Origin of the sequence: Candidatus Propionivibrio aalborgensis (assembly GCF_900089945.1) — a bacterium.
Classification (GTDB): Bacteria; Pseudomonadota; Gammaproteobacteria; order Burkholderiales; family Rhodocyclaceae; genus Propionivibrio; species Propionivibrio aalborgensis.
This window is the reverse complement of record NZ_FLQY01000388.1, coordinates 1-24,133: the sequence shown is the minus strand read 5'-3', so window position 1 is coordinate 24,133 and position 24,133 is coordinate 1. Positions and strand designations below refer to the sequence as shown.

At 57.1% G+C, this 24,133-nt stretch carries 24 protein-coding genes and 1 pseudogene; 21 read left to right on the top strand and 4 right to left on the bottom strand.

Translation table 11 applies throughout. From position 1 onward, the window contains the following. Positions 1–311: 311 nt before the first annotated feature. Genes PROAA_RS17505 through PROAA_RS17490 form a run of 4 tightly spaced genes read left to right on the top strand, consistent with a single transcriptional unit; the run spans position 312 to position 2,554 of the window. Positions 312–698, top strand: a complete 387-nt coding sequence (locus PROAA_RS17505; RefSeq protein ID WP_245664335.1) for a VOC family protein — start codon at positions 312–314, stop codon at positions 696–698. Positions 699–723: 25 nt separating this feature from the next. Then, complete coding sequence (locus PROAA_RS17500) at positions 724–1,101, top strand: YciI family protein (protein WP_186412571.1); 378 nt, start codon at positions 724–726, stop codon at positions 1,099–1,101. Between the two features lie 27 nt (positions 1,102–1,128). Further along, positions 1,129–2,283: a WD40/YVTN/BNR-like repeat-containing protein gene (locus PROAA_RS17495; RefSeq protein WP_186412570.1), complete on the top strand. Its 1,155-nt coding sequence runs from the start codon at positions 1,129–1,131 to the stop codon at positions 2,281–2,283. Positions 2,284–2,296: 13 nt separating this feature from the next. Continuing rightward, the gene (locus tag PROAA_RS17490; RefSeq protein WP_186412569.1) at positions 2,297–2,554 is read left to right on the top strand and encodes a MoaD/ThiS family protein; all 258 of its coding nucleotides are present in this window, start codon (positions 2,297–2,299) and stop codon (positions 2,552–2,554) included. Positions 2,555–2,588: 34 nt separating this feature from the next. Here the strand turns inward: PROAA_RS17490 and PROAA_RS17485 are convergent, their stop codons facing one another. Continuing rightward, positions 2,589–3,218 carry a hypothetical protein gene (locus tag PROAA_RS17485; protein WP_186412568.1) on the bottom strand — a complete coding sequence of 210 codons (630 nt, stop codon included), beginning with the start codon at positions 3,216–3,218 and terminating at the stop codon, positions 2,589–2,591. A 109-nt stretch (positions 3,219–3,327) separates the two neighbouring features. Then, positions 3,328–4,125, bottom strand: coding sequence for a uroporphyrinogen-III C-methyltransferase (cobA, locus tag PROAA_RS17480; protein ID WP_186412567.1), 798 nt, complete (start codon positions 4,123–4,125; stop codon positions 3,328–3,330). Positions 4,126–4,420: 295 nt separating this feature from the next. On the opposite strand from cobA, the gene PROAA_RS17475 reads away from it, so the two are divergent. From PROAA_RS17475 to PROAA_RS17415, 13 genes are all read left to right on the top strand, one after another. Beyond that, the gene (locus PROAA_RS17475; RefSeq protein WP_281182286.1) at positions 4,421–4,720 is read left to right on the top strand and encodes a c-type cytochrome; all 300 of its coding nucleotides are present in this window, start codon (positions 4,421–4,423) and stop codon (positions 4,718–4,720) included. A gap of 39 nt (positions 4,721–4,759) precedes the next feature. Beyond that, positions 4,760–5,194 (top strand): hypothetical protein, encoded by a 435-nt coding sequence (locus tag PROAA_RS17470; protein ID WP_186412566.1) that lies wholly within the window; start codon positions 4,760–4,762, stop codon positions 5,192–5,194. A gap of 110 nt (positions 5,195–5,304) precedes the next feature. Then, positions 5,305–6,471 carry a DNA polymerase IV gene (gene dinB / locus PROAA_RS17465; protein WP_245664334.1) on the top strand — a complete coding sequence of 389 codons (1,167 nt, stop codon included), beginning with the start codon at positions 5,305–5,307 and terminating at the stop codon, positions 6,469–6,471. Positions 6,472–6,640: 169 nt separating this feature from the next. After that, positions 6,641–8,119: a DegQ family serine endoprotease gene (locus PROAA_RS17460; RefSeq protein WP_186412565.1), complete on the top strand. Its 1,479-nt coding sequence runs from the start codon at positions 6,641–6,643 to the stop codon at positions 8,117–8,119. A 322-nt stretch (positions 8,120–8,441) separates the two neighbouring features. Continuing rightward, entirely contained in the window at positions 8,442–9,527 is a 1,086-nt protein-coding gene (aroC, locus tag PROAA_RS17455; protein WP_186412564.1) for a chorismate synthase, read from the top strand. A 141-nt stretch (positions 9,528–9,668) separates the two neighbouring features. Further along, on the top strand, positions 9,669–9,920 hold the full coding sequence (locus PROAA_RS17450; RefSeq protein ID WP_186412563.1) for an HP1242/YdcH family protein: 252 nt from the start codon (positions 9,669–9,671) through the stop codon (positions 9,918–9,920). Positions 9,921–9,958: 38 nt separating this feature from the next. Next, positions 9,959–11,131: an MFS transporter gene (locus PROAA_RS17445; protein ID WP_186412562.1), complete on the top strand. Its 1,173-nt coding sequence runs from the start codon at positions 9,959–9,961 to the stop codon at positions 11,129–11,131. 130 nt (positions 11,132–11,261) lie between these two features. Further along, the gene (locus tag PROAA_RS17440; RefSeq protein ID WP_186412561.1) at positions 11,262–12,569 is read left to right on the top strand and encodes a GNAT family N-acetyltransferase; all 1,308 of its coding nucleotides are present in this window, start codon (positions 11,262–11,264) and stop codon (positions 12,567–12,569) included. 273 nt (positions 12,570–12,842) lie between these two features. After that, positions 12,843–15,272 (top strand): nitrite reductase large subunit NirB, encoded by a 2,430-nt coding sequence (gene nirB, locus PROAA_RS17435; RefSeq protein ID WP_186412560.1) that lies wholly within the window; start codon positions 12,843–12,845, stop codon positions 15,270–15,272. Positions 15,273–15,321: 49 nt separating this feature from the next. Next, positions 15,322–15,630, top strand: coding sequence for a nitrite reductase small subunit NirD (gene nirD / locus PROAA_RS17430; protein ID WP_186412559.1), 309 nt, complete (start codon positions 15,322–15,324; stop codon positions 15,628–15,630). Between the two features lie 21 nt (positions 15,631–15,651). Next, positions 15,652–16,869 (top strand): nitrate/nitrite transporter, encoded by a 1,218-nt coding sequence (locus tag PROAA_RS17425; RefSeq protein ID WP_186412558.1) that lies wholly within the window; start codon positions 15,652–15,654, stop codon positions 16,867–16,869. A gap of 32 nt (positions 16,870–16,901) precedes the next feature. Beyond that, positions 16,902–18,584, top strand: a complete 1,683-nt coding sequence (locus tag PROAA_RS17420) for a bifunctional protein-serine/threonine kinase/phosphatase (RefSeq protein WP_186412557.1) — start codon at positions 16,902–16,904, stop codon at positions 18,582–18,584. Positions 18,585–18,594: 10 nt separating this feature from the next. Next, entirely contained in the window at positions 18,595–18,990 is a 396-nt protein-coding gene (locus PROAA_RS17415) for a sirohydrochlorin chelatase (protein ID WP_186412556.1), read from the top strand. On the opposite strand, the gene PROAA_RS17410 is transcribed toward PROAA_RS17415, so the two are convergent. Both PROAA_RS17410 and PROAA_RS17405 read right to left on the bottom strand, forming a co-directional pair. Continuing rightward, entirely contained in the window at positions 18,983–19,738 is a 756-nt protein-coding gene (locus tag PROAA_RS17410; protein WP_186412555.1) for a fused MFS/spermidine synthase, read from the bottom strand. The genes PROAA_RS17415 and PROAA_RS17410 overlap by 8 nt on opposite strands. Before the next feature lie 117 nt (positions 19,739–19,855). Continuing rightward, the gene (locus PROAA_RS17405; RefSeq protein ID WP_222102347.1) at positions 19,856–20,074 is read right to left on the bottom strand and encodes a DUF465 domain-containing protein; all 219 of its coding nucleotides are present in this window, start codon (positions 20,072–20,074) and stop codon (positions 19,856–19,858) included. Positions 20,075–20,403: 329 nt separating this feature from the next. Here PROAA_RS17405 and PROAA_RS17400 point away from each other — a divergent pair, with 329 nt between their 5' ends. The 4 genes and pseudogenes from PROAA_RS17400 to PROAA_RS17385 all read left to right on the top strand — a co-directional run. Beyond that, on the top strand, positions 20,404–20,724 hold the full coding sequence (locus PROAA_RS17400; RefSeq protein ID WP_186412554.1) for a hypothetical protein: 321 nt from the start codon (positions 20,404–20,406) through the stop codon (positions 20,722–20,724). A gap of 74 nt (positions 20,725–20,798) precedes the next feature. After that, a complete protein-coding gene (gene greB, locus PROAA_RS17395; RefSeq protein ID WP_186412553.1) occupies positions 20,799–21,359 on the top strand; it encodes a transcription elongation factor GreB in 561 nt (186 codons plus the stop codon). Next, the gene (locus tag PROAA_RS17390; RefSeq protein ID WP_186412552.1) at positions 21,356–23,542 is read left to right on the top strand and encodes a diguanylate cyclase; all 2,187 of its coding nucleotides are present in this window, start codon (positions 21,356–21,358) and stop codon (positions 23,540–23,542) included. Before greB ends, PROAA_RS17390 begins: the two co-directional genes overlap by 4 nt. A 180-nt stretch (positions 23,543–23,722) precedes the next feature. Then, positions 23,723–24,133: pseudogene (locus PROAA_RS17385) on the top strand (molecular chaperone HtpG); the annotation flags it as partial.

The window sequence follows — 24,133 nt, the reverse complement described above, 5'->3', positions numbered from 1 at the left end:
CGCGAAGATGCCCGGGCGGCCTATCGGCGTGCGCTGCAACTTGCCCGCCAGTTGCCGGAACGACGATTCCTTGAGCGCCGCCTGACTGAACTCGGCGGATGACTTCCCGTTTGGCCTGCTTCTGAAATCCATCGGCGCCAGCGCTCGCCGAAATATATTTCGCAACTCTGTCGATTTGGCGTTTCCCCGTTCGACCACGGGTAGGAGCAGGGCTTTATGCGATTGATGACGCCGCCTGGCGAACTCGGCGGTTCGCCGCGTGTCCACCCGCTGGAGCCGTTGCACCGAACCATCAACTTGCCAGGAGAGACATGATGACTTGCAATGTGGAACACAATCCCGTCGGCTGGTTTGAAATATACGTCGAGGACATGGGGCGAGCGAAGACGTTCTACGAATCGGTTTTCCAGATCAAACTCGACAAACTCAACACGCCCGACATCGACATGTGGAGTTTTCCGATGGTTATGGACCGCTGGGGTGCCGGGGGAGCGCTGGTCAGGATGGAAGGCTTTTCGTCGGGTCGCAACAGCGTGCTGATCTACTTCATTTGCCAGGATTGTGCCGTCGAAGCAGCCCGTGTCGTTGCTGCCGGAGGGAGCATTCAGCGCGAAAAGTTTTCGATCGGCGAATACGGTTTCATCGCGCTGGCATTGGACAGCGAGGGCAATATGATCGGCCTGCATTCGATGCAATAGCGGCAATTCAAATCCGGAGTGAACGATGAAATATCTGTGCCTTGTCTACCTTGATGAAAATCGGCTGGATGAACTGCCCGATGCCGAATGCGTAGCCTATGATCGGTCGATTCGCAACAGCGGGCAGTGCATCGCATCGGAAGCATTGCAGTCGGTGCACACCGCAACGACCGTGCGTATCCGCAATGACACGCTGGTCGTTACCGATGGCCCGTTCGCCGAAACCAAGGAACAGCTCGCCGGGTTTTACATGATCGAGGCGTCCGATCTCAACGAGGCAATCCAGGTTGCTGCGAAGATACCCCCGGCGCGGGTCGGCAGCATCGAAGTGCGGCCGATCCGGCCGATTCGCGAGACCGTTGCTGCGGCAGAAGCGCAACAGCAGGTGCAGCAGGCGCAGTGACATGGTTTCACTCTGGAAGGAAACGCGATGACTACCGATATTTCGAACCCGAACGCGCGCAGGCTACTGGTGCTGGTGGCTACCCGCAAAGGCGCGTGGCTGTTTCACGGCGATGCACAGCGCCGGAACTGGCGCGTCGATGGCCCGCATTTTCTCGGGCACATCATCAACCATCTGGTGCTCGATCCACGCGATGGCCACACGTTGCTTGCGGCGGCGAAGACCGGGCACCTCGGTCCGACAATTTTCCGGTCGACCGACCTCGGCCAGACTTGGGAGGAAGCGAAGCAACCGCCGGCTTTTGCTCCGCCGGTCGCGGGCATGGAAGCCCGCGCCGTCGATCACACGTTCTGGCTGGCGCCGGGACCTGCCGACGAGCCGGGCGTCTGGTACGCCGGCACCTCGCCGCAGGGTCTGTTTCGTTCCGGTGACGGCGGCGTCAGTTGGGCGCCATTCTCGTGCATCAATGACGATGCGCAATACCGCAAATGGATGGGCAGCGTGCAGGACGGCACGCCGGACGGGCCGAAGCTGCATTCGATCATCGTCGATCCGCGCGATTCAAAGCACCTCTACTTCGCCATGTCGGGCGGCGGGGTGCATGAATCGCTCGATGGTGGCGCGACGTTCGCGCCGCTGGTCGAGGGCATGGAAGTCGTCGAAAGTTTCGACCCGGCGGAAATCGCATTTCACGACCCACATTGCGTGCGCCTGTGCCCGAGCAATCCGGATCGCCTGTACCAGCAGAACCATTGCGGCATCTATCGCCTTGATCGGCCTTCGGATCGCTGGGTGCGTATCGGCAACGCCATGCCGAAAGCGGTCGGCGATATCGGCTTCCCGATGGTCGTGCATCCGCGTAACGCCGACACCGCCTGGGTGTTTCCGATGGACGGTACGCGGGTGTGGCCGCGGACGAGCCCGGAGGGCAGGCCGGCCGTCTACGGGACCCGCGACGGAGGGGCGTCATGGCAGCGTTTCGACGGCGGTCTGCCGCAAAGCCAGGCATGGTGGACCGTCAAGCGACAGGCGATGACGGCGGACAGGCAGGATTCGGTGGGGCTGTATTTCGGAACCACCAGTGGTGAATTATGGGCCAGCCGCGACGAAGGCCGTGAGTGGGAGTGCATTGCGCGGCACCTGCCGGAAATCTACGCTGTGGAAGCCGCTGAGCTGGAGTAGCGAGGCAAGACGCATGCAGGTGATGATCCCCAGCGCGCTTCAGTCCTACACCGGGCACAGCAAAGTGGAAGCCGTCGGCGCCACGCTGGCCGACGTTCTCGCCGACCTTGACCGGTGCTACCCAGGTATTCGTTTCCGCATGATCGACGAGCGGGAGAGGATAAGGCCGCACATTCGTTTCTTCTTCGACGGCGAACAAATTCACGATCCCGCGCAAGCGCTAAATGACGGCGGAGAGTTGATCATCGCGCAGGCGCTCAGCGGTGGCTGATATCTTTTCGGCGAGGTAATCCTTGCTCGGCTGATCAGTTCGCGCTTGCCGCCGCCTTGGCCTCAGCTTTGGCCGCCTCCTGGGCTTTCTTTGCAGCGCGTTCCGCGTCCTTCTTCGCTCGTTTTTCCAGCTTGGCCTGTCGTTTGGCCTGTTCAGCAGCCATTTTCTGGCGGTTCTCGGCGGCCTTCAGTTCCTTGTCCGCCTTCTTTTGTGCGCGTTTCGCGGCCTTGGCCGCTTCCTCTGCACGATATTTCTCGGCCTGCTCCTTCTGCTCGGCCTCGCGGCTGGGAATATCTGCGGCACGTTCTGCCTCCTTGGCTTCAACCTCGGCGCGCTTTGCTTCACGCTGAAAATCGCGCGCCGGGATGTCGAGTTCGCGTGCATGGATCATTGATTGCGTGTGGCGCTGTTTTGCTTCGTCCAGGCAGCCGCTGACCAGAAACTTCTTGTAGCAGGCTTTCTGTTCGGATTCGTAATTTCTGTCTGCTTCGTCGCGCAACTGTTTGGCGCGGTCGCGCTGCGCATCGGCCTGTTCAAGCGTCTGCGGGATCGGTATCTCGGGCGGTGCGGGCGTCTCTGCCCAGACTAGCGGGCTGGATAGAAGCGCAAAAAGCACTAGACCGCTGTCGAGTACTCTGCGAATGCGCGATGGCTGACCAGGCATCTGGTGTTTCCTCCGAGTGTGAATACTGGGCGATTGGAGTCGGGGTGATCGCCTATTCTAAAGCGTCGCGCTTGCTGGGAAGGCGATGGTGGCGCGTATGCTCGCCTGACTATTTGAGCATGTTCCTGGCTTCGGGTTCGGGCACCGGGTCGTACCACGCCAGCTTTTTGTGCAGACTGACGACAGTTCCGACAATGATCAGCGCCGGCGAAGTGATGCCGGCTTCTGCAACCCTGGCCGGCAGCGTCGCGAGGTCTGCCGTGACGACCCGTTGTCTTGCGGTGCTGCCGTTCTGGACCACGGCAGCCGGATGCGTGCCATGCAAGCCGTGCGCCATCATCTGGCTGCATATTTCCTTGATGCCGCCGATTCCCATATAGAAGACCGAAGTCTGACGGGGGCGCGCCAAGGCTTGCCAATCCAGGTCGACGCTACCATCCTTGAGATGGCCGGTGGCGAAGCTTACGGTTTGCGCGTGATCGCGGTGGGTGAGCGGTATTCCCGCGTAGGCGGCACACCCCGCGGCGGCGGTTACTCCGGGAACAACCTCGAAGGGTATGCCGCATTCGAACAGCGTTTCGATTTCCTCGCCGCCACGCCCGAAAATGAAAGGGTCGCCGCCTTTGAGGCGGACAACCATTTTCCCCTCGCGAGCCAGTCGTACCAGTAATCTGTTGAGTTCGTCCTGGGGTACGGTGTGGTTCGACGTGCGTTTGCCGACACAGATCTTCTGCGCATCGCTACGCACAAGGTCGAGAACGCCATCGGCGATCAGATGATCATGGACAATGACATCGGCTTCCCCAATCAGACGAGTGGCGCGGACGGTCATGAGATCAAGTGCTCCAGGCCCGCTACCGACGAGATAGACGGTTCCCGCTTTGTCGTAACGTTGAATCGGGGTCATTGAATTTTGGCTTTTTGATCGAGGTGTAAGCATAAGTGTCAGGCTTGGTCAGTTCAACAGTTCTTTCTCGAATAGCCCGCAAATACGCTCGAGAAACGCAATTGTTTGATATGAATCAAAAAAGATCGAGCATCTCTCGGCTTTTCCATGGCATGCGTTATCATCGCCAAATGATCCAGATCCAGAGCAATCAGAGGTGCTTGTGTTTCAATCCCCGATCCATCGTATCGTTGTTTCTTCCCTCGGCTTGAACCGGTTTCGAGGGTTTTTTTCTGCGTTGTTCCTCCTGTGCCTCGTGCTGCAATCCGGTTTCGCCCATGCCGAATCACCGACTGATTCGCCGTCACCCGAGCGCCAGCGTGCGCTGGTGCATCTGGTCCGCCAGGATTGCGGCTCGTGTCATGGCATGACGCTGCAGGGTGGGCTTGGGCCGGCACTCACGCCGGAAGCGCTGCGTGACAAACCCGTCGATTCTCTGGTCGCTGTCGTCTACAGCGGTCGCCCAGGGACGCCCATGCCACCCTGGAAGCGTTTCATGACCGAGCCAGAAGCCGCATGGATTGTCGAGCAGTTGATGGAAGGGTTTCCCAATTAGTGTTTCCGACCAGTATTTTCTTGATCAGGAATGAGTGCCATGGAGATAGTGACGCACATTGTTGCAGCCGATGACGATGAGTATCAGGCTGTTGGCGATTCGATCAATCCTTTGGACGAATGGAGCGGCATCGAGGCACCCCGCCTGGATACGATCAAGATCGCCACGCTCCATTCACTGCTGACCGGTGATCCGCTCCAGGTTGCGCTTGACCTTTACGAACCGGTCTATGTCGCTGAAAACGAGACCGTCGTGTTGCGCATAGCGGATGAATTGATGGAAAAACTGGCAACTCTCGATGAAGATGAGCTTGAGAACGTTGCCATCGAGGTTGCTGCAACCGAAGAGTTCGAAACCGAGCAGTGGGATACCGAAGACATTCAGGAACAACTGATTCTGCTTGGCGATCTGGCACAACTCGCGGAGTCCCAGGGACAGGCACTATTCGTCTGGATGTGTCTTCTGCAAGACTGAAGTTGCCACTTCAGGGTGAAGTAGCGCTCCCAATTCCTCGTACTCCTTCGAGCCCTCCATCGACCATTTCGTCGGGTGATTGCCGGTTTCGAAAGGCCGCAATCGGAAATATGAAATATACTGCACATATGTACAGTAATCGACGAATCGCTCATCTCGATATGGATGCCTTCTTTGCGTCTGTCGAATTGCTCCACTATCCGGTTTTGCGGGGGCGGGCAGTGGTGGTTGGCGGGCGCGGCGTGATGCAGCCACAGTGTCAGCCAGACGGCAGCTGGCGTTTTGCCCGGTTGCGCGACTATGTGGGGCGAGGCGTGGTCACAACCTCAACCTATGAAGCACGGGCGATGGGGGTGTTTTCCGGAATGGGCTTGATGAAATCAGCCCGGTTGGCACCGGATGCGATACTTCTTCCGGCCAATTTCGACGCTTACCGGGATTTTTCGCGAAGGTTCAAAGTGGCCGTGGCAAGCATCGCGTCAAAGATTGAGGACCGTGGAATCGATGAAGTCTACGTCGATTTGAGCGACACCACGGAAGAGACGAATGTTCTGGCCACGCGTATCAAAAAGGCGGTGTTCGATGCAACCGGTCTTACGTGTTCCATCGGCATCTCGCCAAACAAACTGCTTTCGAAAATCTGCTCGGATCTGGAGAAACCGGATGGCATTACGATCCTGGCGATGGCCGATATCCCTACGCGAATCTGGCCATTGCCGGTAAAGAAGGTCAATGGCATCGGCCCGAAGTCGACTGGGAAACTTGCCAGGCTTGGGATCAATACCATCGGCGAATTGGCGGCAACACCCGTCGAGGTTCTGGTCAAGCACTTTGGTCGTTCCGCCGGTGTCTGGCTGAATGCTGCGGCGCATGGCCTTGATGACCGGCCATTGGTCATCGACTCGGAACCCAAGTCCATCAGCCGCGAGAGCACTTTCGAGCGCGATCTGGACGCTAGGAAGGACAAGGCAGAACTCGCCGATATTTTCACTTCGCTGTGTATGCGCGTTGCCGATGATCTCAAATGCAAGGGCTATGCCAGCAAGACCATCGGCATCAAGTTGCGCTATGCGGATTTTCGTGCGGTGACCCGGGATTTGACCCTGCCCGTTCGTGTGAGTGACGGAGCGGCAATTCGAAAGGCTGCCGGAGCGTGCCTGAAACGCGTATCTCTGGCGCAGAGAATCCGGCTGCTTGGTGTTCGCGCAAGCGGTTTGGGGCCGGTGGAGGAAGAGCATCTCATCACCGACAGCGTTCAATCCGAGTTGCCGTTTTAGGCGGACATCCGGAATCGACCGGGCCGGAGGTTTGCTGCCCCGGGAGGTTTGGAATTTTGCTGATCAGGACATGGCAGAGTTTCTTAAGTTGTTTTTAAGTTTGTCGGTCTTAGGATGAACCCATCGCTAGGCATTTCGCTTGCGCAACTGGAACAATAGGAGAACGACGATGACTTCCAAAACCTTGAAAAAAAGCGTGGTGGGCGTTGCGATTGCAGCGGCTCTGACCGGTGCTTACTCGATCAACAGCGAGCACGCCCTGTGGCCGGCTCAGGCGTCGGCGCAGCAACCCAAGCTTGCTTCTGCAGAGGCCGCTGCGGGTGTCAGCGCAGCAACTCCGATGACCGTCTTGCCGGATATGAGCGCGATTGTTGCGCGTAACGGTGCGGCGGTGGTCAATATCAGTGTATCCGGCACCGCGAAAAATTCAGCGGCGTCATTCGGATTTCCGGAACTTGATCCGAATGATCCGTTCTATGAATTCTTTCGTCATTTCCGTGGCCCGAGGCAACGCGGCGAAGTGCCCACACGCGGCCAAGGTTCCGGATTCATTCTGCGCGAGGACGGTATTGTGCTGACCAATGCCCACGTCGTCGACGGTGCCGACGAGGTGACGGTCAAGCTCATCGACAAGCGTGAGTTCAAGGCCAAGGTGCTGGGTGTCGACAAGGCAAGCGATATTGCCGTACTGAAAATCGAAGCGAAAAATCTGCCGACGCTGAAAATCGGCAGCGCGGCCAACACGCGAGTCGGCGAATGGGTGCTGGCCATCGGCTCGCCTTTTGGCTTCGAGAATAGTGCGACTGCCGGCATCGTTTCGGCCAAATCGCGTTCCTTGCCGGACGATAATTATGTGCCCTTCATTCAGACCGATGTCGCGGTCAATCCGGGCAACTCGGGCGGCCCGTTGTTCAATATGGCCGGCGAGGTGATTGGTATCAACTCGCAGATCTACAGCAGAACCGGAGGCTATCAGGGGCTTTCTTTTGCCATTCCGATCGACGTCGTGATGAAAGTGGAAGAACAGATCGTCAAGTACGGGGAGGTGCGGCGCGGCCGGCTCGGCGTCATGATCCAGGAACTGAACCAGTCGCTGGCCGAGTCATTCGGCATGAAGAGCGCAAAAGGCGCATTGATCAGTTCGGTCGAGAACGGAAGCCCCGCTGCCAAAGCCGGACTCGAACCCGGCGATGTGATTCTGGCAATCAACGGCAAGGAGATTGCGGGTTCGAGTGAATTGCCCCCGTTAGTCGCCGACATCAAGCCCGGCGACACTGCCAAGTTGCAGGTTTGGCGCAAAGGCAGTTCACGTGAAATTGAAGTCAAAGTCGGCGCCCAGAAGGATACCAGCGTTGCCAGTGCCGACGATGGTGGAGCCAGCCAGGGGCGCCTTGGTCTGGCGCTGCGGCAGCTCAATTCCGACGAGCGTCGGCAGATCGACGGCAATAGCGGATTGCTGGTTGAGAAAGCGACTGGCGCTGCCGCTCGTGCCGGAATACGGCCCGGTGACGTGGTGTTGTCGATCAATGGCGAACCGGTCAGCAGTGTTGAGCAATTGCGCGGATTGGTGGCCAAGTCCAAAAAACGGGTGGCATTGCTTATTCAACGTAACGATGTGAAATTGTTCGTTCCTGTTGACCTGGGCTGATCCGATGGCAGGCACCAGGTCACTGATCGTGCGGTGTTTGTTGGTCGCCTGCCTGGCCTACTTTCGTCCGCCATGCGAGCCGCCTTTGTCCCAGCCATAACGCACCGTCCGTTGCCAGCGGTTATCCGCCTGCCGTAACGGATTCGGTTCGGGTGGGCGGCACTGTTCCGCCTTGGGTTTGGGGGCCGGCCTGGCGGGTTGTTTCGGCTTGACGGACATGGTTTCGGTCGTTGCCTGGAAAAGGGGTATCTGGGCGGTTGGCAGTCGTGGCTATGTTAGACTTTCTCCTGTTCCCTTCCATTCTATCGCTCCCGAGAAGCCCATGTCCGGTAACACGCTTGGCACTTTATTTACGGTGACTTCCTTCGGGGAATCGCACGGGCCGGCTATCGGCTGCGTCGTTGATGGCTGCCCGCCGGGGATGGAACTGTGCGAAGCTGAAATTCAGGCTCAACTCGACCGTCGCAAGCCCGGTACTTCGCGTCATGTGACACAGCGTCGTGAGCCGGATACCGTGGAAATCCTTTCCGGCGTCTTTGAAGGGAGAACGACCGGTACGCCAATCGGTCTGCTGATCCGCAATGAGGATCAGCGAAGCAGGGATTACGGCAATATCGCCGAAAGTTTTCGTCCGGGGCATGCCGACTACGCCTACACGCAGAAGTACGGCTTTCGCGATTATCGTGGCGGCGGCCGTTCGTCTGCGCGCGAAACAGCGGTGCGCGTGGCGGCCGGGGCGATCGCCAGGAAATGGCTGAATGAACGTTTCGGCGTAACGATTCAGGGCTGGATGAGTCAGCTTGGGCCGATCGAGATCCCTTTTGCCGATGCCGCTCAGATTGACTGCAATCCGTTCTTCGCGCCGAATGCGGAAATCGTTGCTCAACTTGAGAATTTCATGGACGCCCTGCGCAAATCGGGTGATTCGGTCGGGGCGCGGATAGACGTCGCCGCGAGCGGTGTCCCTCCAGGTTGGGGTGAGCCGGTTTACGACCGGCTTGATGCTGAAATTGCGTATGCGATGATGGGAATCAACGCAGTCAAGGGCGTCGAGATCGGTGCCGGGTTTTCCAGTATCGAACAGAAGGGCAGCGAGCACGGCGACGAAATGACACCGCAGGGATTTCTCTCCAACAACGCTGGCGGCATAGTTGGCGGCATCTCCACCGGCCAGGACATTCTGGTGAGCATGGCGATCAAGCCGACTTCCAGCATTCGTTTGCCGCGGCGCACGGTGAATCTGGCGGGCGAGTCGGTGATCATCGAGACGCATGGTCGTCACGACCCCTGCGTCGGCATCCGTGCGACGCCAATTGCCGAGGCCATGCTGGCTCTGGTGCTGATGGATCATGCCTTGCGCCAGCGTGCGCAATGCGGTGATGTGGTGTGCGCCACGCCGCGTATTTGAGCGCTGTCGAAGGCTTTGCGTCGGGGGCTAAACAGTCGGTCCGGGAGATGATAAAGTAGTCGGGCAAGCCGTCAGGCCTGTCATTTTTCAACCACTCTGGCTGTGATGTGGGTAAGCCAGGATCAGTGAGAGGGCACGATCATGCAAGTTGAGCATCACGAGCTTCACCGCGAGTTCCCCGAGTATCTGGAAGTAATGCAAGCATTGAGAAAGACTGATAGTAGTTTCAGCAAAATATTCGACGAGTACGATAGCCTGACAAGTGAAGTGGAGCGCCTGGAGGAAGAGGACATCCCGGTTGACGATTTCACGATCGAAGAAATGAAGAAAGTACGCGTGTTGCTCAAGGACAAGGTTTATCAGATCCTGGTTGCACACAAGGACAGCAACTGAACTTAGGCCCTGGCCGATGCGTCCGGTAAAATCGCCGGATGCATCGCATCCCCTACTGGCGTCTTTCCGGCTTTTACTTCTTCTACTTCGCCTTCATCGGCGTTTTTCTGCCCTACTTCGGGCTGTATCTTCAAACCCTTTCGTTTTCGGCCTGGGACATCAGCGTTCTGATGTCGCAGATGCAGTTGATGCGACTCTTCGGTCCGTATCTCTGGGGCACTCTGGCGGACCGCTTCGTGTCGCGGGTGCCGATCATTCGCCTGGCTGGCTTGATCGCGCTGATGGCGTCTGCGTCCTTCTTCCATATTCGCAGTTTCGAGGCGATTCTGGTGGCAATGGCTGTCCTGTCCTTTTTCTGGTCGGCAACGCTTCCGCTGGTTGAAACGCTGACTTTTGAGCATCTGCGGGAAAATCCGGAACGCTATAGCCGGATCCGAATATGGGGATCCATTGGTTTCATCGTCGCCGTCATGGGCGCTGGTGCCTTGCTGGATCATGTGAAGCTTCCAAGCGTGCTCTGGCTGATCGTGTTTGCGTTGGCCGGGACGCTTCTGTACGCCGTCGCGATACCCGAGGCAGAGCCAGCTCTGCATCATGCCGATCATCCTCCGGTTTTGGAAATACTCCGTCAGAGACGCGTGGTGGCGCTGTTCTCCGCCTGCTTTTCAATGTCTGCTGCGCATGGGGCGCTGTACGTCTTCTACTCGATCTTCCTGTCCGATCACGGCTACAGCAAATCGGTAGTCGGGGGCCTATGGTCGCTGGGTGTGCTCGCCGAAATCGCGGTCTTCTTCTACATGTCGCGATTGTTGCGGGTCTTCAGCCTGCGCACAATTCTGCTGTTGAGTTTTTCCGCTGCCGTGGTGCGTTTCATGATGATCGGCTGGGGTGTGGAGCAGCCGTTCGTGCTTGTCTTTGCACAAGTACTCCACGGCCTGACTTTCGGCTCGTTCCATGCGGCGGCAATCACGGTGGTCAATCGCTGGTTTCTTGGGCGCACCCGTTCGCGCGGCCAGGCACTGTATTCAAGCCTGACCTTCGGAGCAGGTGGCCTGGTCGGTGGTTTGATCAGCGGATGGACATGGGATCATCTGGGTGGCGAACTGACCTTTGCCTTGAGTTCGATTTTTGCGCTGATCGGATTGATACTTGTAATGGTCTGGATTCGTGAAACGGACGTGGCAACGCATCAGGTGCCCTATCCGGTTTGAGGGTACAGAATTCTGCTTGGTAGCCGCGCCTTGCCTTGCAACTCCCATAAGCGCACACTCCATCATGGCCGACTCAATTCGAAGTAGGCCAGCAGTTAAAAAAACAATAGTGCCGCCGGAGAGGGATGCAATGCTTAAGAAGTTTCGTTCGCGTTTGCGAAAACTCCTTCATGTGTCGATAAGAAAACTGATTTCCTGGTTGCCGCGCAATCAGCGCTTTGCTGTTTTCCGTTCTTTTGCAGATTGCAATCCTGCTCCCAGCAAACGACTGGTATTGAAAATCGCCGAAACCAAAGAGGAGCTTGAAGCCTGCTTCTCGGTTTTGCACGATGCCTACGTCGATAGTGGCTTCATGAAGCCCGACCCGTCGGGCATGCGCGTGACGATCTACCATGCCCTGCCGACCACAACCACGCTTTGCGCCAAGTACGACGGAGAGGTGGTCGGGACGATCTCGCTGGTTCGCGAAAGCGCATTGGGCGTTCCGTTACAAACCATCTTCGATCTCACACCCTTGCGGCAAAAAGAAGGATTCATCGCCGAGGTGTCGGCACTTGCTGTTCACCGCAAGTTTCGCAAGACAGGTGGCAGCATCCTTTTCCCGCTGATGAAATTCATGTACGAGTACTGCACGACTTTTTTCGATACCCGGCACTTGGTCATAGCGGTCAATCCAAGCCATATCGAGATGTACGAGTCCTTGCTGTTCTTCAAGCGGCTGACGGCAACCATGGTCGAAAAGTACGACTTCGTGAATGGCGCCCCGGCGATTGGCGCCACCGTGGACTTAAAGGAAGTACTCGACACTTTTCGCGAGCACTATGCTTCGAAGCCGCCGCACCGCAATCTCTATGCTTACTTCACGCAAGTCAAAATGCCCAACATCCAGTTTCCCAGTCGACGTTTCTTTACGACCAACGATCCGGTACTGACACCAGAGCTTCTTGATCACTTCTTCAATGTGCAGACAAAAACCTTCGAAAACCTGAACGAAAGGCAGAAGGCCTTACTCCATTCCATTTACGATCTGCCGGCGTACTGGAAGATTCTGCCTGCTCTTCCCGACAGTGCTGAAGTTATTCCGATTCGGCGTCACCAGCGTTTCTCGGTGAGATGTCCGGCACGTATCGTCGTTGCCACATCCGATGAGCGGCAGGAAATCGTGATGGAGGTGATTGAAGTTTCTCGCTACGGCCTGCAGGCACGCGCACGCGATCCACTGCCCCTTAATACCTGGTGTGACCTGACCGTTCAGGTAGGTCGCTCCGATGTCGCGCATTTCCGTGCTTTGGCATTGCGCGAAAACGAGAATGGCTTCAATGGCTTCTATGGTTTTCGTTTGGGCGAACCTGACGTCGTCTGGCAAAAATTCGTTTCCGCACTTTATCGGAGCACGACATACAACGATCTGGACGCCGCAACGCGCTTCCTCAACTGATAGCTCATGCCGATGGTAGCGCCCACTTCAGGGCCCTGTCAGGCACGTGAGAGCACGGCGGCCGGGCTGCATGTCACTCCCTCTTTTCCAAGCACGGACTCGTCATGCACCAATCCTGAGATTGTGGTGTGCGCTGTCGCACTGAAACAGTGCAATCGTGCCGGGAGGTAGGCCTGCATTCCAGCAAATACACTTATAAATCAATAAACAGAATGTCTGGCACGAGGATTGCGGTAAGTGCTTCAACAAGAGGCATTTACTGGAGTCGAGAACATGAGCAAGCCCAAACTGGTGATGGTTGGCAATGGCATGGCAGGCGTGCGTACGCTTGAAGAGCTGTTGAAGATTTCACCCGACCACTACGACATCACCGTCTTCGGCGCCGAGCCGCATCCCAATTACAACCGCATACTGCTTTCACCGGTGCTGGCCGGCGAGATGACGGTACAGGACATCATTCTGAACGATCACTCATGGTACGCCGATAACAATATCAAGCTGCATACCGGTAAAACCGTTTCACGAATCGATCGTTTGAAGCGCAAGGTCATTGCCGAGGACGGCACGGAAGAGTCTTACGACCGATTGTTGTTGGCTACCGGATCAACACCTTTCATGTTGCCTGTTCCGGGCAATCAGTTGCCGGGTGTCATTTCGTATCGCGACATCAAGGATACGGATGAAATGATCGAAGCGGCGAAACTGTACCAACACGCAGTGGTCATCGGCGGCGGCCTGCTCGGTCTGGAGGCGGCCAACGGCCTTAAGTTGCGCGGCATGGATGTCACTGTGGTGCACGCCGCCGGGTGGTTGCTTGAGCGCCAGCTTGACGAAACGGCTGGAAAGATGTTGCAGAAGTCGCTTGAAGACCGTGGGCTGAAATTCCTTCTGGACAAGATGACGGAGGCTCTGATCGCCGGCGAAAGCGGGCGCGTGGCTGCGGTTCGGTTCAAGGATGGCATGCAGATTCCGGCAGACCTGGTGGTTATGGCTGTCGGCATACGCCCGAATACGGCTTTGGCCGAGTCGGCTGGCATCTACTGCAATCGCGGCATTGTGGTCAATGACACTTTGCAAACCTATGACCCGAAGATATACGCCGTGGGTGAGTGTGTGGCGCACCGGGGTGTGGCTTACGGTCTGGTGGCGCCGCTTTTCGAGCAGGGTAAGGTGGCGGCGAACCATCTGGCCAACTTCGGCATTGGCCGGTATACCGGCTCGGTCACTTCGACCAAGCTGAAAGTTACGGGCATTGACCTGTTCTCCGCCGGCGACTTTACGGGAAGTTCGGATACCGAGGAAATTGTCCTCAACGACGCTATGGGCGGTGTCTACAAGAAACTTGTAATCAAGGACAACAAACTGGTAGGTGGCGTGCTCTATGGTGATACGGCGGATGGTCCGTGGTATTTTCAGATGTTGCGCGACGGCCAGGATATTCACGAAATCCGCGATCATCTGATGTTCGGCCAGTCCCATGTCGGCGATGTCGGCCATCAAGGACACAGCAAGGCAGCCGCAATGGCCGACAGCGCAGAGGTTTGCGGCTGCAACGGAATCACCAAAGGCACTATCGTCAAGGCGATCAAAGAGAAAGGGCTGTTTACGCTCGACGATATCAAGAAGCACACCAAAGCGTCGTCGTCTTGCGGTTCCTGTGCCAACCTTTGCGAGCAGATTCTTTCGGCGACCATCGGTGGTGCCTACACGCCAGCTGCGTCGAACAGGAAGCCAGTGTGTGGTTGTACCGACCACTCCCATCAAGAAGTGCGCGACACGATCCGTCAGCAGCACCTGATCAAGATCGCCGACATCATGCACTTCATGGAGTGGAAGACGCCCGACGGTTGCGACAAATGCCGGCCGGCGCTCAATTACTACCTGATCTCGACTTGGCCGAAGGAGGCAAGGGATGATCCGCGTTCGCGTTACATCAATGAACGCGCGCATGCCAACATTCAAAAGGACGGCACCTTCTCGGTGGTGCCGCGCATGTGGGGCGGGCTGACCACTTCGGCCGAGCTGCGGCGTATTGCCGATGTCGCCGAAAAATATCAGGTGCCAACGATCAAGGTGACCGGAGGCCAACGGATCGATCTGCTTGGCATCAAGAAGGAGGATCTGATCAGTGTATGGAAGGATCTCGACATGCCTTCAGGGCATGCCTATGGCAAGTCGATCCGTACAGTGAAAACCTGCGTCGGTATGGAGCATTGCCGCTTCGGTACGCAACTGGCGATGAACATGGGCGTCAAGCTGGAAAAGATGCTGTTCGACATGTATGCGCCGCACAAGGTCAAGCTCGCTGTCTCTGGCTGTCCGCGCAATTGCGCCGAGGCCGGCATCAAGGATGTCGGCGTGATCGGCGTGGATTCAGGCTACGAGTTGTATGTCGGTGGCAACGGGGGCATCAAGACCGAGGTCGCACAGTTCTTCGTCAAGGTGAAGAACGACGAGGAAGTGATGGAGTACGCCGGCGCCTTCCTGCAACTCTACCGGGAAGAAGGTTTTTACCTGGAGCGGACCTGTCACTACCTCGAGCGAGTGGGTCTTGATCACACCAAGAGCAAGGTTGTCGAAGACGACGATAACCGCAAGGCGCTCTATGCCCGCCTGCTGGCCGAGCTTAAGGACGCCAAGGATCCATGGGCGGAACGCGTTGCCGGGGTGGCAAAACAGGAATATGAAATGCTGAGCGTTTGAAGGCGAGACAGAAATGCCGAGCGTATTGTTGAAGACAACGGAGCAATGAATGGCTGACTGGAAAATGATTTGCAATATTGAGGACATCCCGAAACTCGGGTCGCGTGTCGTGAAATCGGCAGAGGGCGAGATCGCCGTATTTCGCACGTCGAGCGACGAAGTTTTCGCACTGCGCGACAAGTGCCCGCATAAAGGTGGACCGCTTTCTCAAGGGATAGTGCATGGCACTCAGGTTACCTGCCCGTTGCACAGCTGGAAGCTGCATCTCGATTCCGGGGAAGTGGTTGCGCCGGATGTCGGCTGCGTGCGTCGATACCCAACCCGCGTCGACGGCAATGCCGTCTTTCTTGAAATTTGAAGCAACCGATGGAAACTGAGAATGCGTGCTGATAAATCCTTCTGGCAGGCCGGGCATCGCCCGACGCTACTTGCCGCTTTTCTTTACTTCGATCTGGCCTTCATGGTCTGGGTCATGCTCGGCCCTCTCGGCATCGAGATCGCTAGGGATCTCGCGCTGACGCATGCGCAAAAGGGCCTGATGGTGGCTACACCGGTGTTGTCTGGCGCCATCCTGCGAATCGTCATGGGACTTCTTGTCGATCATCTCAAACCGAAGATGGCGGGCGCCATTGGCCAGGTGATCGTGATCGCCTCGCTGTTTGTCGCGTGGCAATTCGGCGTTCACAGCTATCAACAGGCGCTTGTGCTGGGTGTGTTCCTCGGCTTCGCCGGCGCCTCATTTGCAGTAGCCCTGCCGCTCGCTTCACGCTGGTATCCTCCGGAACATCAAGGCACGGCACTGGGCATTGCAGGCGCTGGCAATTCTGGAACCGCAATTGCCGCACTGATTGCGCCAAGCCTTGCCATGGCGTATGGCTGGACCAATGTCTTTGGTCTGGCTTTGATCCCGCTGGTCCTGGTTTTTGTCTTTTACGTGATAGTCGCCAAGGATGCTCCCGAGTGTCCGCCACCGAAATCTTTTGCCGAATACATGAACGTGCTGAAAGACAAGGATTCATGGTGGTTCATGTTCTTCTATTCGGTTACCTTCGGCGGCTTCGTCGGTCTGGCCTCGTCGCTGACCATTTATTTCAACACCCAGTACGGCCTGGACGCCAGGATGGCCGGCTTCTTCACCGCTGCCTGTGTTTTTGCCGGTTCGCTGGTACGACCGATTGGCGGTAACGTCGCTGACCGGATCGGCGGCATTAAGAGTCTCTCCGTGATGTATGTGGTGGCGGCAATTTTCCTGGCCATTGTCAGCGTTGGCTTGCCACAGGCCTGGATGGCGCTTGCTGCCTTCGTCTGCGCCATGCTGGCCCTCGGTATGGGCAATGGCGCGGTGTTCCAGCTTGTGCCGCAGCGTTTTCGCAAGGAGATTGGTGTGATGACCGGCCTGGTGGGGATGGCCGGGGGGGTAGGGGGCTTCTACCTGGCATCGTCGCTCGGCTTCGCCAAGCAGGCTACGGGCAGCTATCAGATCGGCTTCCTGATTTTTGCTGCATTGGCAGTTCTGGCTCTGGCTGGACTGACCGGGGTAAAGACACGCTGGAGAACGACATGGGGCGCTGCGCACCTGACCACTGCTAGAATATAGAACTCTTTCAATGCGGGGCACATGAACAGCTAATGCCGCTATCCGTCAGCCTCGGTCATTCATCGCTTACCGGCCCACGCAAACGGAATGAAGACTTCTGCGGTGTCGTCACGCCGGAAGGCGTCGAGCTGGAGAATAAGGGACTGATCGCCGCAGTCGCCGACGGTGTCGGTGGTCACAAGGGGGGGCGCGAAGCAGCCGAATACACGGTGCGCGGCCTGCTCTCCGATTACTACGCGACGCCTGATACCTGGAGCGTGCCGCACGCGCTGGAAAAGGTAATTGTTCCCCTCAACCGCTGGGTGATGGCCGAGGCCGGTCGTCAACCTGAACTGGCCGGCATGGCCACCACCCTGAGCGTGCTGGTGCTTCGCGGGCGGCGCTACGTCTGTGCGCACGTTGGTGATTCGCGGGCCTACCTGTTGCGCGACGGCGCAATGGCGCAACTCACCGTCGACCATGTCTGGGAGCACCCGGAACTGAAGAATGTGTTGTCGCGCGCGGTGGGTCTTGATCGGCGGTTCCATCTTGATTTTGTCGACGGCGAACTGATTGAGGGCGATTGCTTCCTGCTTTGTACGGATGGAGTCTGGGGCGTTCTCGGAGACGAGCGTATCCGCGACACGCTGCTCGCCCATCCCGACGCACAACAGGCGGCGGCGTCGCTGACCAGTTTGGCTGTGGCAGCCGATGGGCAGGACAATGCCAGTGCCGTGGTCATTCGGATCGAAAGACTGCCACAACAAAACCTGCGCGATTCACTGGAAGGTTCGGCACGATTGCCGCTTCCGCCACGTTTCAAACCGGGACAGGAATTTGACGGCCTGCGTATCGAGGAGGTCTTGCACGATTCGCGCGCCACCCTGCTTTATCGTGTGACCGACCAAGACTCCGGACAAGTACGCGTGATGAAGACATTGCGCCCGGAAAGGGCAGACGATGCCGATGAAATCCGCGCGCTCATCATGGAAGAGTGGCGCGCGCGCCGCGTCCTGTCGCCGTTCTTCGCTCAGATCGTGCCTGCGGAAGGGCGCAGTTGCCTCTATTACCTGCAAACCTGGCACGAAGGTGCGACGCTGCAGCGCATGCTCGATACCGACCTGCACTTCACCGTGGCGGACTGCGTACGGCACGGCGTCTGTCTGCTGAAAGGGCTTTCCAGCCTGCATCGCCTGGACATCGTTCACCGCGACATCAAGCCGGCGAACATCCATATCGGCCGTGACGGCAACCTGCGTATCCTCGACTTGGGCGTTGCTGTCAGCCTGTCCGAGGATGAGGCAAATGCGGGCAATCCGGGAACACCCAGCTTCATGGCGCCCGAGCTGTTTTCAGGCGAGGAAGCCGTGGCCGCTCACGACCTCTATGCAGCCGGCGTGACGCTGTATCACTTGCTGACGCGCAAGTATCCCTACGGTGAGGTCGAACCGTTCCAGCATCCAAAATTCGGTGAACCGGTGGTGCCTACGCGCTTCCGCCCGGACATTCCCGGCTGGCTGGAAAACGTTTTGCTGAAATCGGTGTCTAAGGATTCGAGGCAGCGTTTTGAAACCGCCGAGGAGTTCCTTCTGGCGCTCGAACGTGGCGCAAACCGACCCGTGAGCCGGCCACGAGTCACGCCCTTGGCCATGCGAAATCCCGTGTTGACCTGGCGCATCATCGCCGGTGTGTCCCTTGCTCTCAATCTGGTATTGCTGATGATGTTGATGCGATAATGACCGGGTCATGCCAAAAACTGCACTGATCCTTTTTGCCCACGGCGCAAGAGACCCCGAGTGGGCGTCGCCGATGCGCCGTGTTTGCGCTGCGGTGCACGCGCAGGCTCCCGAACTGCGAGTCGAGCTTGCTTTCCTGGAGTTCATGACGCCGACCTTGCGTGATTGTGCCCAAATTCTGCTTGCCGAGGACTATCGCCGCCTCATCGTGCTGCCGATGTTTATTGCCCAGGGGGGGCACCTCAAACACGATTTGCCTCAGTTGATCGATGAATTGCGCGAACAAAACCCGCAGGTCAGCTTTGAACTGGCGGGTGCCGTTGGCGAAGTCAAAAGCGTCGTGCAGGCCATGGCTGATTACGTGATAACGCTGGCTGACGGAAAGGCTGATTGGGCGCTCAGATGACCAGCCGATCCTGCATCAGTTTGTTATCGATTTGAAGTCTTGGGATCGTCGGCTTCAGGTTCAGGCCGGTTGTCTTGTCGACGTGATTTGCGCGTTTGATCAGGTCATCGAGTGTGACATCAACGGTATTGCCGGCTGTGGCAAAGGCGATAGTATTGCCACTGCTGCACGAAGGAAAAACCAGTGAACGACCATCGAACGCTTTGGCGATACGCTCTGCGCTGGCCTGGAATCCCCGGCTACGGCCGAGAAGGTTGACTGCCAGCAAGCCTTCCGCTGTCAGATGTGCGCGGCAAGCCTGGTAGAAGGAAAGCGTGTCAAGCGCACCCGCGCTGCCACTCTTGTCAAATCCGTCGACGAGGATGTAGTCGAATTCCTCTACGTCTTCCAGCACGTATGTCGCGCCGTCACCGATGATGACACGCAGTCGCGCCGGGTCGTCGGGCAGTTTGAAGTGCTGGTGGGCAATAATCTTGATCTGTGGGTCGATTTCGATGACCGTGATTTGAGTATCGGGCAACCTATGGTAAATGTACTTGGCCAGCGAACCGGAGCCAAGGCCGATCAGGAGCGCGTTTTTAGGCCACGGCGCGGCGCGTAGCAGCAGGCCGGCCATCATGTCGCGTGTATAGGGTAGTTCGAGGGCATTGGGGCGCTGGATGCGCATCGCGCCTTGTACCCAGTCACTGCCGAAATGCAGGTAGCGAACGCCGCCTTCTTCGCTGACTTCGATTGAATTTTGAGCCATGGGTGATTCAGGGGCCGTTGGCAGAATAGTAGCGATTCGTCGCCGTTGGCATAAGCACAAGTCGTTTCGTGGGCTGTATCGTTGTCAGGTCAAGCCGGTTTGAGCGGGTTGAAGGTTTCAAGCCTCGATGTCGGGCACCAGCAAGCTTTCAAGGTGGTAAATCTTGTCCTTGAGCAGTAATTTCCGTTTCTTCAGCCGATGTATCAATAATTGGTCCTGCTCGGGTAGCGGCGTGCTGACCAGGTGTTCAATGACCAGGTTGAGGTCGCGGTGTTCCACTTGAAGCTCATTCAAGGTGGCGCGGGTATGGCGTGATTCCTCTTCAGTCAGCATCATTCGAATATCCGAGAATTGACAATCGCTGCATCTAAATCCAACCATCTTTCCATCCGTAACCACGTTACCACCATACAATGCATACAACAGGCATCCAGTAGGACGGGCGTGGCGGGTTCGGGTTGGGGGTTGTCAAGTGGTATGGTAGGCGTACCCTCGAGAAAAAACAACGGCGAGGGAGGGTGCGTTCCATATGAATGCGATCAAGATGCGAAGGTTCGGGATTCGTTCTACACTATTCCATTGATTCAGGGCTTGCGGCTTTTGGGGGTTTTGCGAATAGAATAGACGGGAATCTTGATATTCCTGGCCCAGGATGGAGAAGGCAAATGCTTTATCACGTAACTGTTTCCTTTGGTAAGGATAGGCAATACCAATACAAGTTTTCCCAGGCTGAGCTGGCTGAAGGCACGCCGGAGGAGGCCCGTCGCTGGTTCGACAAGGAGTTCGCCGACCTGCAGTGCGAAGCCAGCAACCCGATGGGCAAGGTATTGATTATTGACAAGATACTCAACATTGCGCGTTATGCCAGCGAACGGCGCTTTATCGACGCCAAGGAATGGGCTACGCTGTTTGCGCGTTACACGGCCCTGGCATTGGGGCGCGATACCATACGGGTTGATGTTGAGGCGTTCAACATCGGTTATTGAAGCATTGATGCTGTTCAATACGGCGCTGGCCATAGTCCTGGTGCCGTTTCTATCAGACTTGCTGGCGCAATTTCATGAGCAAGGCGTTTGTCAGTGAAACTGACGGCGATGATGAAGACGAATTTGGGTCCGTGCCGGAGCTTCCCCAAGGAACTCGCAACTACATCACGCCGGGTGGGTATGCGCGAATCAAGGAAGAACTTGATCATCTGTTGCGTACCGAACGTCCGCAACTCGTAGAGGTTATACATTGGGCTGCGTCAAACGGTGATCGTTCGGAGAATGGCGACTACATCTATGGCAAGCGGCGCTTGCGCGAGATCGATCGACGTATTCGTTTCTTGACCAAGCGGCTTGACTTATCTGAGGTCGTCGATCCGACCCGCCGTGAAAATGCTGATCAGGTGTTCTTCGGCGCCACGGTCACCCTCAGTGAGGAGCTTGGACCTGAGCAGGTCTATCAAATTGTCGGTGTCGACGAGACCGATTCCCTGCGCGGAAGAATCAGCTGGGTATCGCCGTTGGCGCGTGCACTGCTCGGTGCGCAGGAAGGCGCAAGAGTGCGTTTCAGGTGTCCTTCGGGTTGGCGGGAGGTAGAGGTGCTGGAAATTGACTATCGGAGTATCGAACCATGAGCGTTGATTTTCCGGTTGAAAGGATCATGAAGCGGGATCTGCTCGAATGTGCCCCGTCAATGTCGGTACGCGAGGCGTCTAAGCGCATGTGCGAGGCAGGTTGTGGCTCGATTGTCGTGGTAGACGAAGGCAGGCCGGTGGGTATCTGGACCGAATCGGACGCCCTGTCGGGCGCCTGGCATTCCACCGCAGACCTTGATCAACCCGTGTCGACCTTCATGAGCACTCCGGTGCAGAGCATCCCCGCACAAACGACTCTGGGCGAAGCCACCCGCCATTTTCGCCTGGCTGGAGTTCGGCATTTTCTGGTCAATGATGACCAAGGTCACCATAAGGGAATCATTTCACAAACTGACGTGGTTCGTAGCCAGGGCGTCGCTTTTTTTATGCGCGCGCGCATTGTAGGCTCGCTGATTCAGGAACCTCCCAATTGCGTGGAAATGGACACCTCCTTCGGTGAGGTTCGTCAATTGATGCTGGAGCGTAATCTGGATGCCGTGATCGTCCGTTCCGGCGAGCACTACGGAATTATTACCAAGCGCGATGTAGTCGGTGCACTGAGTCAGCAGAAGATAGAGGCGAACGCAGGTGAATTGGCCAGTTTCCCGCTGGTGACGATTCGCCACGATGCCACGCTGCTTCAGGCACGCGATGTATTCATTCAGAATCATATCCGTCATCTCGGTCTGATGGATGATCGGCAAATGCCGATCGGCCTGCTGACCTTTCGCGACCTTTTCGATACCGTTGAGCACGAATACGTCAACGGTCTTCTCCCCGAGCTTGAGCTGCAGACCGAGAGACTCCTGCAGTCTCAACGTGAGATTGCCCGTCAGGTGAGTTTGACCGATGCCATTCTCAACGCCCTGCCGATCAACGTTTTCGTCAAGGACGAAAAGGGCCGATTGATCATCGCCAACGAAATGTCCGCAAAGACAACAGGCCGGCCCCTCGCCGAAATTATCGGACGCACCGATGACGAGTTGTTTCCCCCTGAAGTCGCCAAGCGTTTGCTCGCCGACGACGCGAGGGTCCGCTCGGCCAATCAGACTCTGGTTCGCGAAGAGTTGCTCGACGATGGGCGTACCTTGCTGGCCCGCAAGTGCCTGGTTCAGGTCGATGGCGCTGAATTGCTGATTGGTGCGTCAATGGATGTGACCGACTGGAAGCGGGCCGACGCCTTGATGGTCAGCAGCCACCATGTGCTGGAACTGATTGCCGGAGGTAGTGAACTGACCGTCGTGCTTGAGACCCTGTGCCGGCGCATGGAAACGCATTTGCCCGGCTCGTCGTGCTCTATCCTGCTGCTCGATGCCGATGGCCAGCACCTGCGGCACGCCGCCGCGCCGAGCTTGCCGGAAACCTATGCGCTAGCCGTAGATCGCGTTTCCATCGGGCCTTCGGCGGGTTCCTGCGGTGCCGCTGCTTTCCTTGGCGAACAGGTGATCGTTGAGGATATCGCCAACAGCCCGCTGTGGGCTGATCGGCTGGATTTCGCCAAGCAATACAATTGGCGGGCGTGCTGGTCGACGCCATTTTTCTCCGCTGCACGCAAGGTGCTGGGTACGTTCGCTATTTCTTATCCCCATACGAAACGGCCCGATTATAACGATTTGATGGTCATCACCCACGCCACGCGGATGGCTTCAGTCGCCGTTGAACGCTGGCAGCAGATTACTGAACTGCAGCGGCTGGCAACGACCGATCAACTGACCGATCTGAGCAATCGCGCGCATTTCTTGGATAACGCAGAAGTCGAGTTGCGGCGTGCGGGTCGATTCAATCGTGAGCTGGTGGTCCTGATGATCGATATCGATCTGTTCAAGCAGATCAATGATCGTCATGGACACGCCACCGGTGACGAGGCTTTGCGCGTTTTTTCCCGAGTACTCGGCAAGGAAACCCGCGCATTCGATTTGCTGGGCCGAATTGGCGGTGAAGAATTCGCTGTGGTGTTGCCGGAAACCTCGATCGAAGCCGGATTGCAGATTGCCGAGCGATTGCGGGAGGCGGTAGAGAAATCCAGCTTTGTATTCCACGATGGTCCGTCGATCAGATTTACGGTCAGCATCGGCGCCTCGCGGTTGCAAGCCGGTGACAATCTGGACAGTCTCCTGGCGCGCGCCGACGATGCGCTTTATCGGGCCAAGCATGCCGGACGCAATCGTATCGAAAGAGCTTGATCACCGCGCTTGCGTCCTCGACATCTCTTTTCCACCAGGGCTTGAAATTGGCCGGTATGCCCCAAGCTAGGCACCCATCGCCAGATACGTCAGGTTTTTTCTGATTGAATGGTTGAATCCGCGATTCAGTCCCGTTCAATCCGAGATTTCGATATTTCTACAATTTCCAAGGAGTTTTCAATGGGCGCCAACAAGGAGACCCTCGGCTTTCAGGCCGAAGTCAAACAGCTGTTGAATTTGATGATCCACTCGCTGTACAGCAACAAGGAAATATTCCTGCGAGAGCTCATCTCCAACGCCTCCGATGCCTGCGACAGACTGCGTTTCGAGGCGCTGAACAATGCCGCGCTGTATGGTGGCGAGTCGGGCAGCGATACGGAACTGAGCGTGATCTCGCGACGCGCCGGACTGGAATCCAATCAGGCTGTTCGATGGGAATCGGCGGGCGAGGGCGAGTTCACTGTCGAAAACCGACGAGGATGAAACCATCAATCAGGCTTCCGCTTTGTGGGCGCGGCCCAAGTCGGAAATCAGCGATGAGCAGTACAAGGAATTCTACAAGCACGTCGCCCATGATTTCGAAGAACCGCT

Excerpts from the sequence above, each read along its gene's own strand:
- PROAA_RS17495 (WP_186412570.1), top strand. The coding sequence starts at position 1,129 with ATGACTACCGATATTTCGAACCCGAACGCGCGCAGGCTACTGGTGCTG.
- PROAA_RS17415 (WP_186412556.1), top strand. The coding sequence starts at position 18,595 with ATGCCAAAAACTGCACTGATCCTTTTTGCCCACGGCGCAAGAGACCCC.
- PROAA_RS17420 (WP_186412557.1), top strand. The coding sequence starts at position 16,902 with ATGCCGCTATCCGTCAGCCTCGGTCATTCATCGCTTACCGGCCCACGC.
- PROAA_RS17425 (WP_186412558.1), top strand. The coding sequence starts at position 15,652 with ATGCGTGCTGATAAATCCTTCTGGCAGGCCGGGCATCGCCCGACGCTA.
- PROAA_RS17505 (WP_245664335.1), top strand. The coding sequence starts at position 312 with ATGATGACTTGCAATGTGGAACACAATCCCGTCGGCTGGTTTGAAATA.
- dinB (WP_245664334.1), top strand. The coding sequence starts at position 5,305 with ATGAAATATACTGCACATATGTACAGTAATCGACGAATCGCTCATCTC.
- PROAA_RS17450 (WP_186412563.1), top strand. The coding sequence starts at position 9,669 with ATGCAAGTTGAGCATCACGAGCTTCACCGCGAGTTCCCCGAGTATCTG.
- PROAA_RS17405 (WP_222102347.1), bottom strand. The coding sequence starts at position 20,074 with ATGATGCTGACTGAAGAGGAATCACGCCATACCCGCGCCACCTTGAAT.
- nirD (WP_186412559.1), top strand. The coding sequence starts at position 15,322 with ATGGCTGACTGGAAAATGATTTGCAATATTGAGGACATCCCGAAACTC.
- PROAA_RS17500 (WP_186412571.1), top strand. The coding sequence starts at position 724 with ATGAAATATCTGTGCCTTGTCTACCTTGATGAAAATCGGCTGGATGAA.
- nirB (WP_186412560.1), top strand. The coding sequence starts at position 12,843 with ATGAGCAAGCCCAAACTGGTGATGGTTGGCAATGGCATGGCAGGCGTG.
- PROAA_RS17400 (WP_186412554.1), top strand. The coding sequence starts at position 20,404 with ATGCTTTATCACGTAACTGTTTCCTTTGGTAAGGATAGGCAATACCAA.
- PROAA_RS17445 (WP_186412562.1), top strand. The coding sequence starts at position 9,959 with ATGCATCGCATCCCCTACTGGCGTCTTTCCGGCTTTTACTTCTTCTAC.
- PROAA_RS17460 (WP_186412565.1), top strand. The coding sequence starts at position 6,641 with ATGACTTCCAAAACCTTGAAAAAAAGCGTGGTGGGCGTTGCGATTGCA.
- PROAA_RS17485 (WP_186412568.1), bottom strand. The coding sequence starts at position 3,218 with ATGCCTGGTCAGCCATCGCGCATTCGCAGAGTACTCGACAGCGGTCTA.
- PROAA_RS17410 (WP_186412555.1), bottom strand. The coding sequence starts at position 19,738 with ATGGCTCAAAATTCAATCGAAGTCAGCGAAGAAGGCGGCGTTCGCTAC.
- greB (WP_186412553.1), top strand. The coding sequence starts at position 20,799 with ATGAGCAAGGCGTTTGTCAGTGAAACTGACGGCGATGATGAAGACGAA.
- PROAA_RS17470 (WP_186412566.1), top strand. The coding sequence starts at position 4,760 with ATGGAGATAGTGACGCACATTGTTGCAGCCGATGACGATGAGTATCAG.
- aroC (WP_186412564.1), top strand. The coding sequence starts at position 8,442 with ATGTCCGGTAACACGCTTGGCACTTTATTTACGGTGACTTCCTTCGGG.
- PROAA_RS17390 (WP_186412552.1), top strand. The coding sequence starts at position 21,356 with ATGAGCGTTGATTTTCCGGTTGAAAGGATCATGAAGCGGGATCTGCTC.
- PROAA_RS17490 (WP_186412569.1), top strand. The coding sequence starts at position 2,297 with ATGCAGGTGATGATCCCCAGCGCGCTTCAGTCCTACACCGGGCACAGC.
- cobA (WP_186412567.1), bottom strand. The coding sequence starts at position 4,125 with ATGACCCCGATTCAACGTTACGACAAAGCGGGAACCGTCTATCTCGTC.
- PROAA_RS17440 (WP_186412561.1), top strand. The coding sequence starts at position 11,262 with ATGCTTAAGAAGTTTCGTTCGCGTTTGCGAAAACTCCTTCATGTGTCG.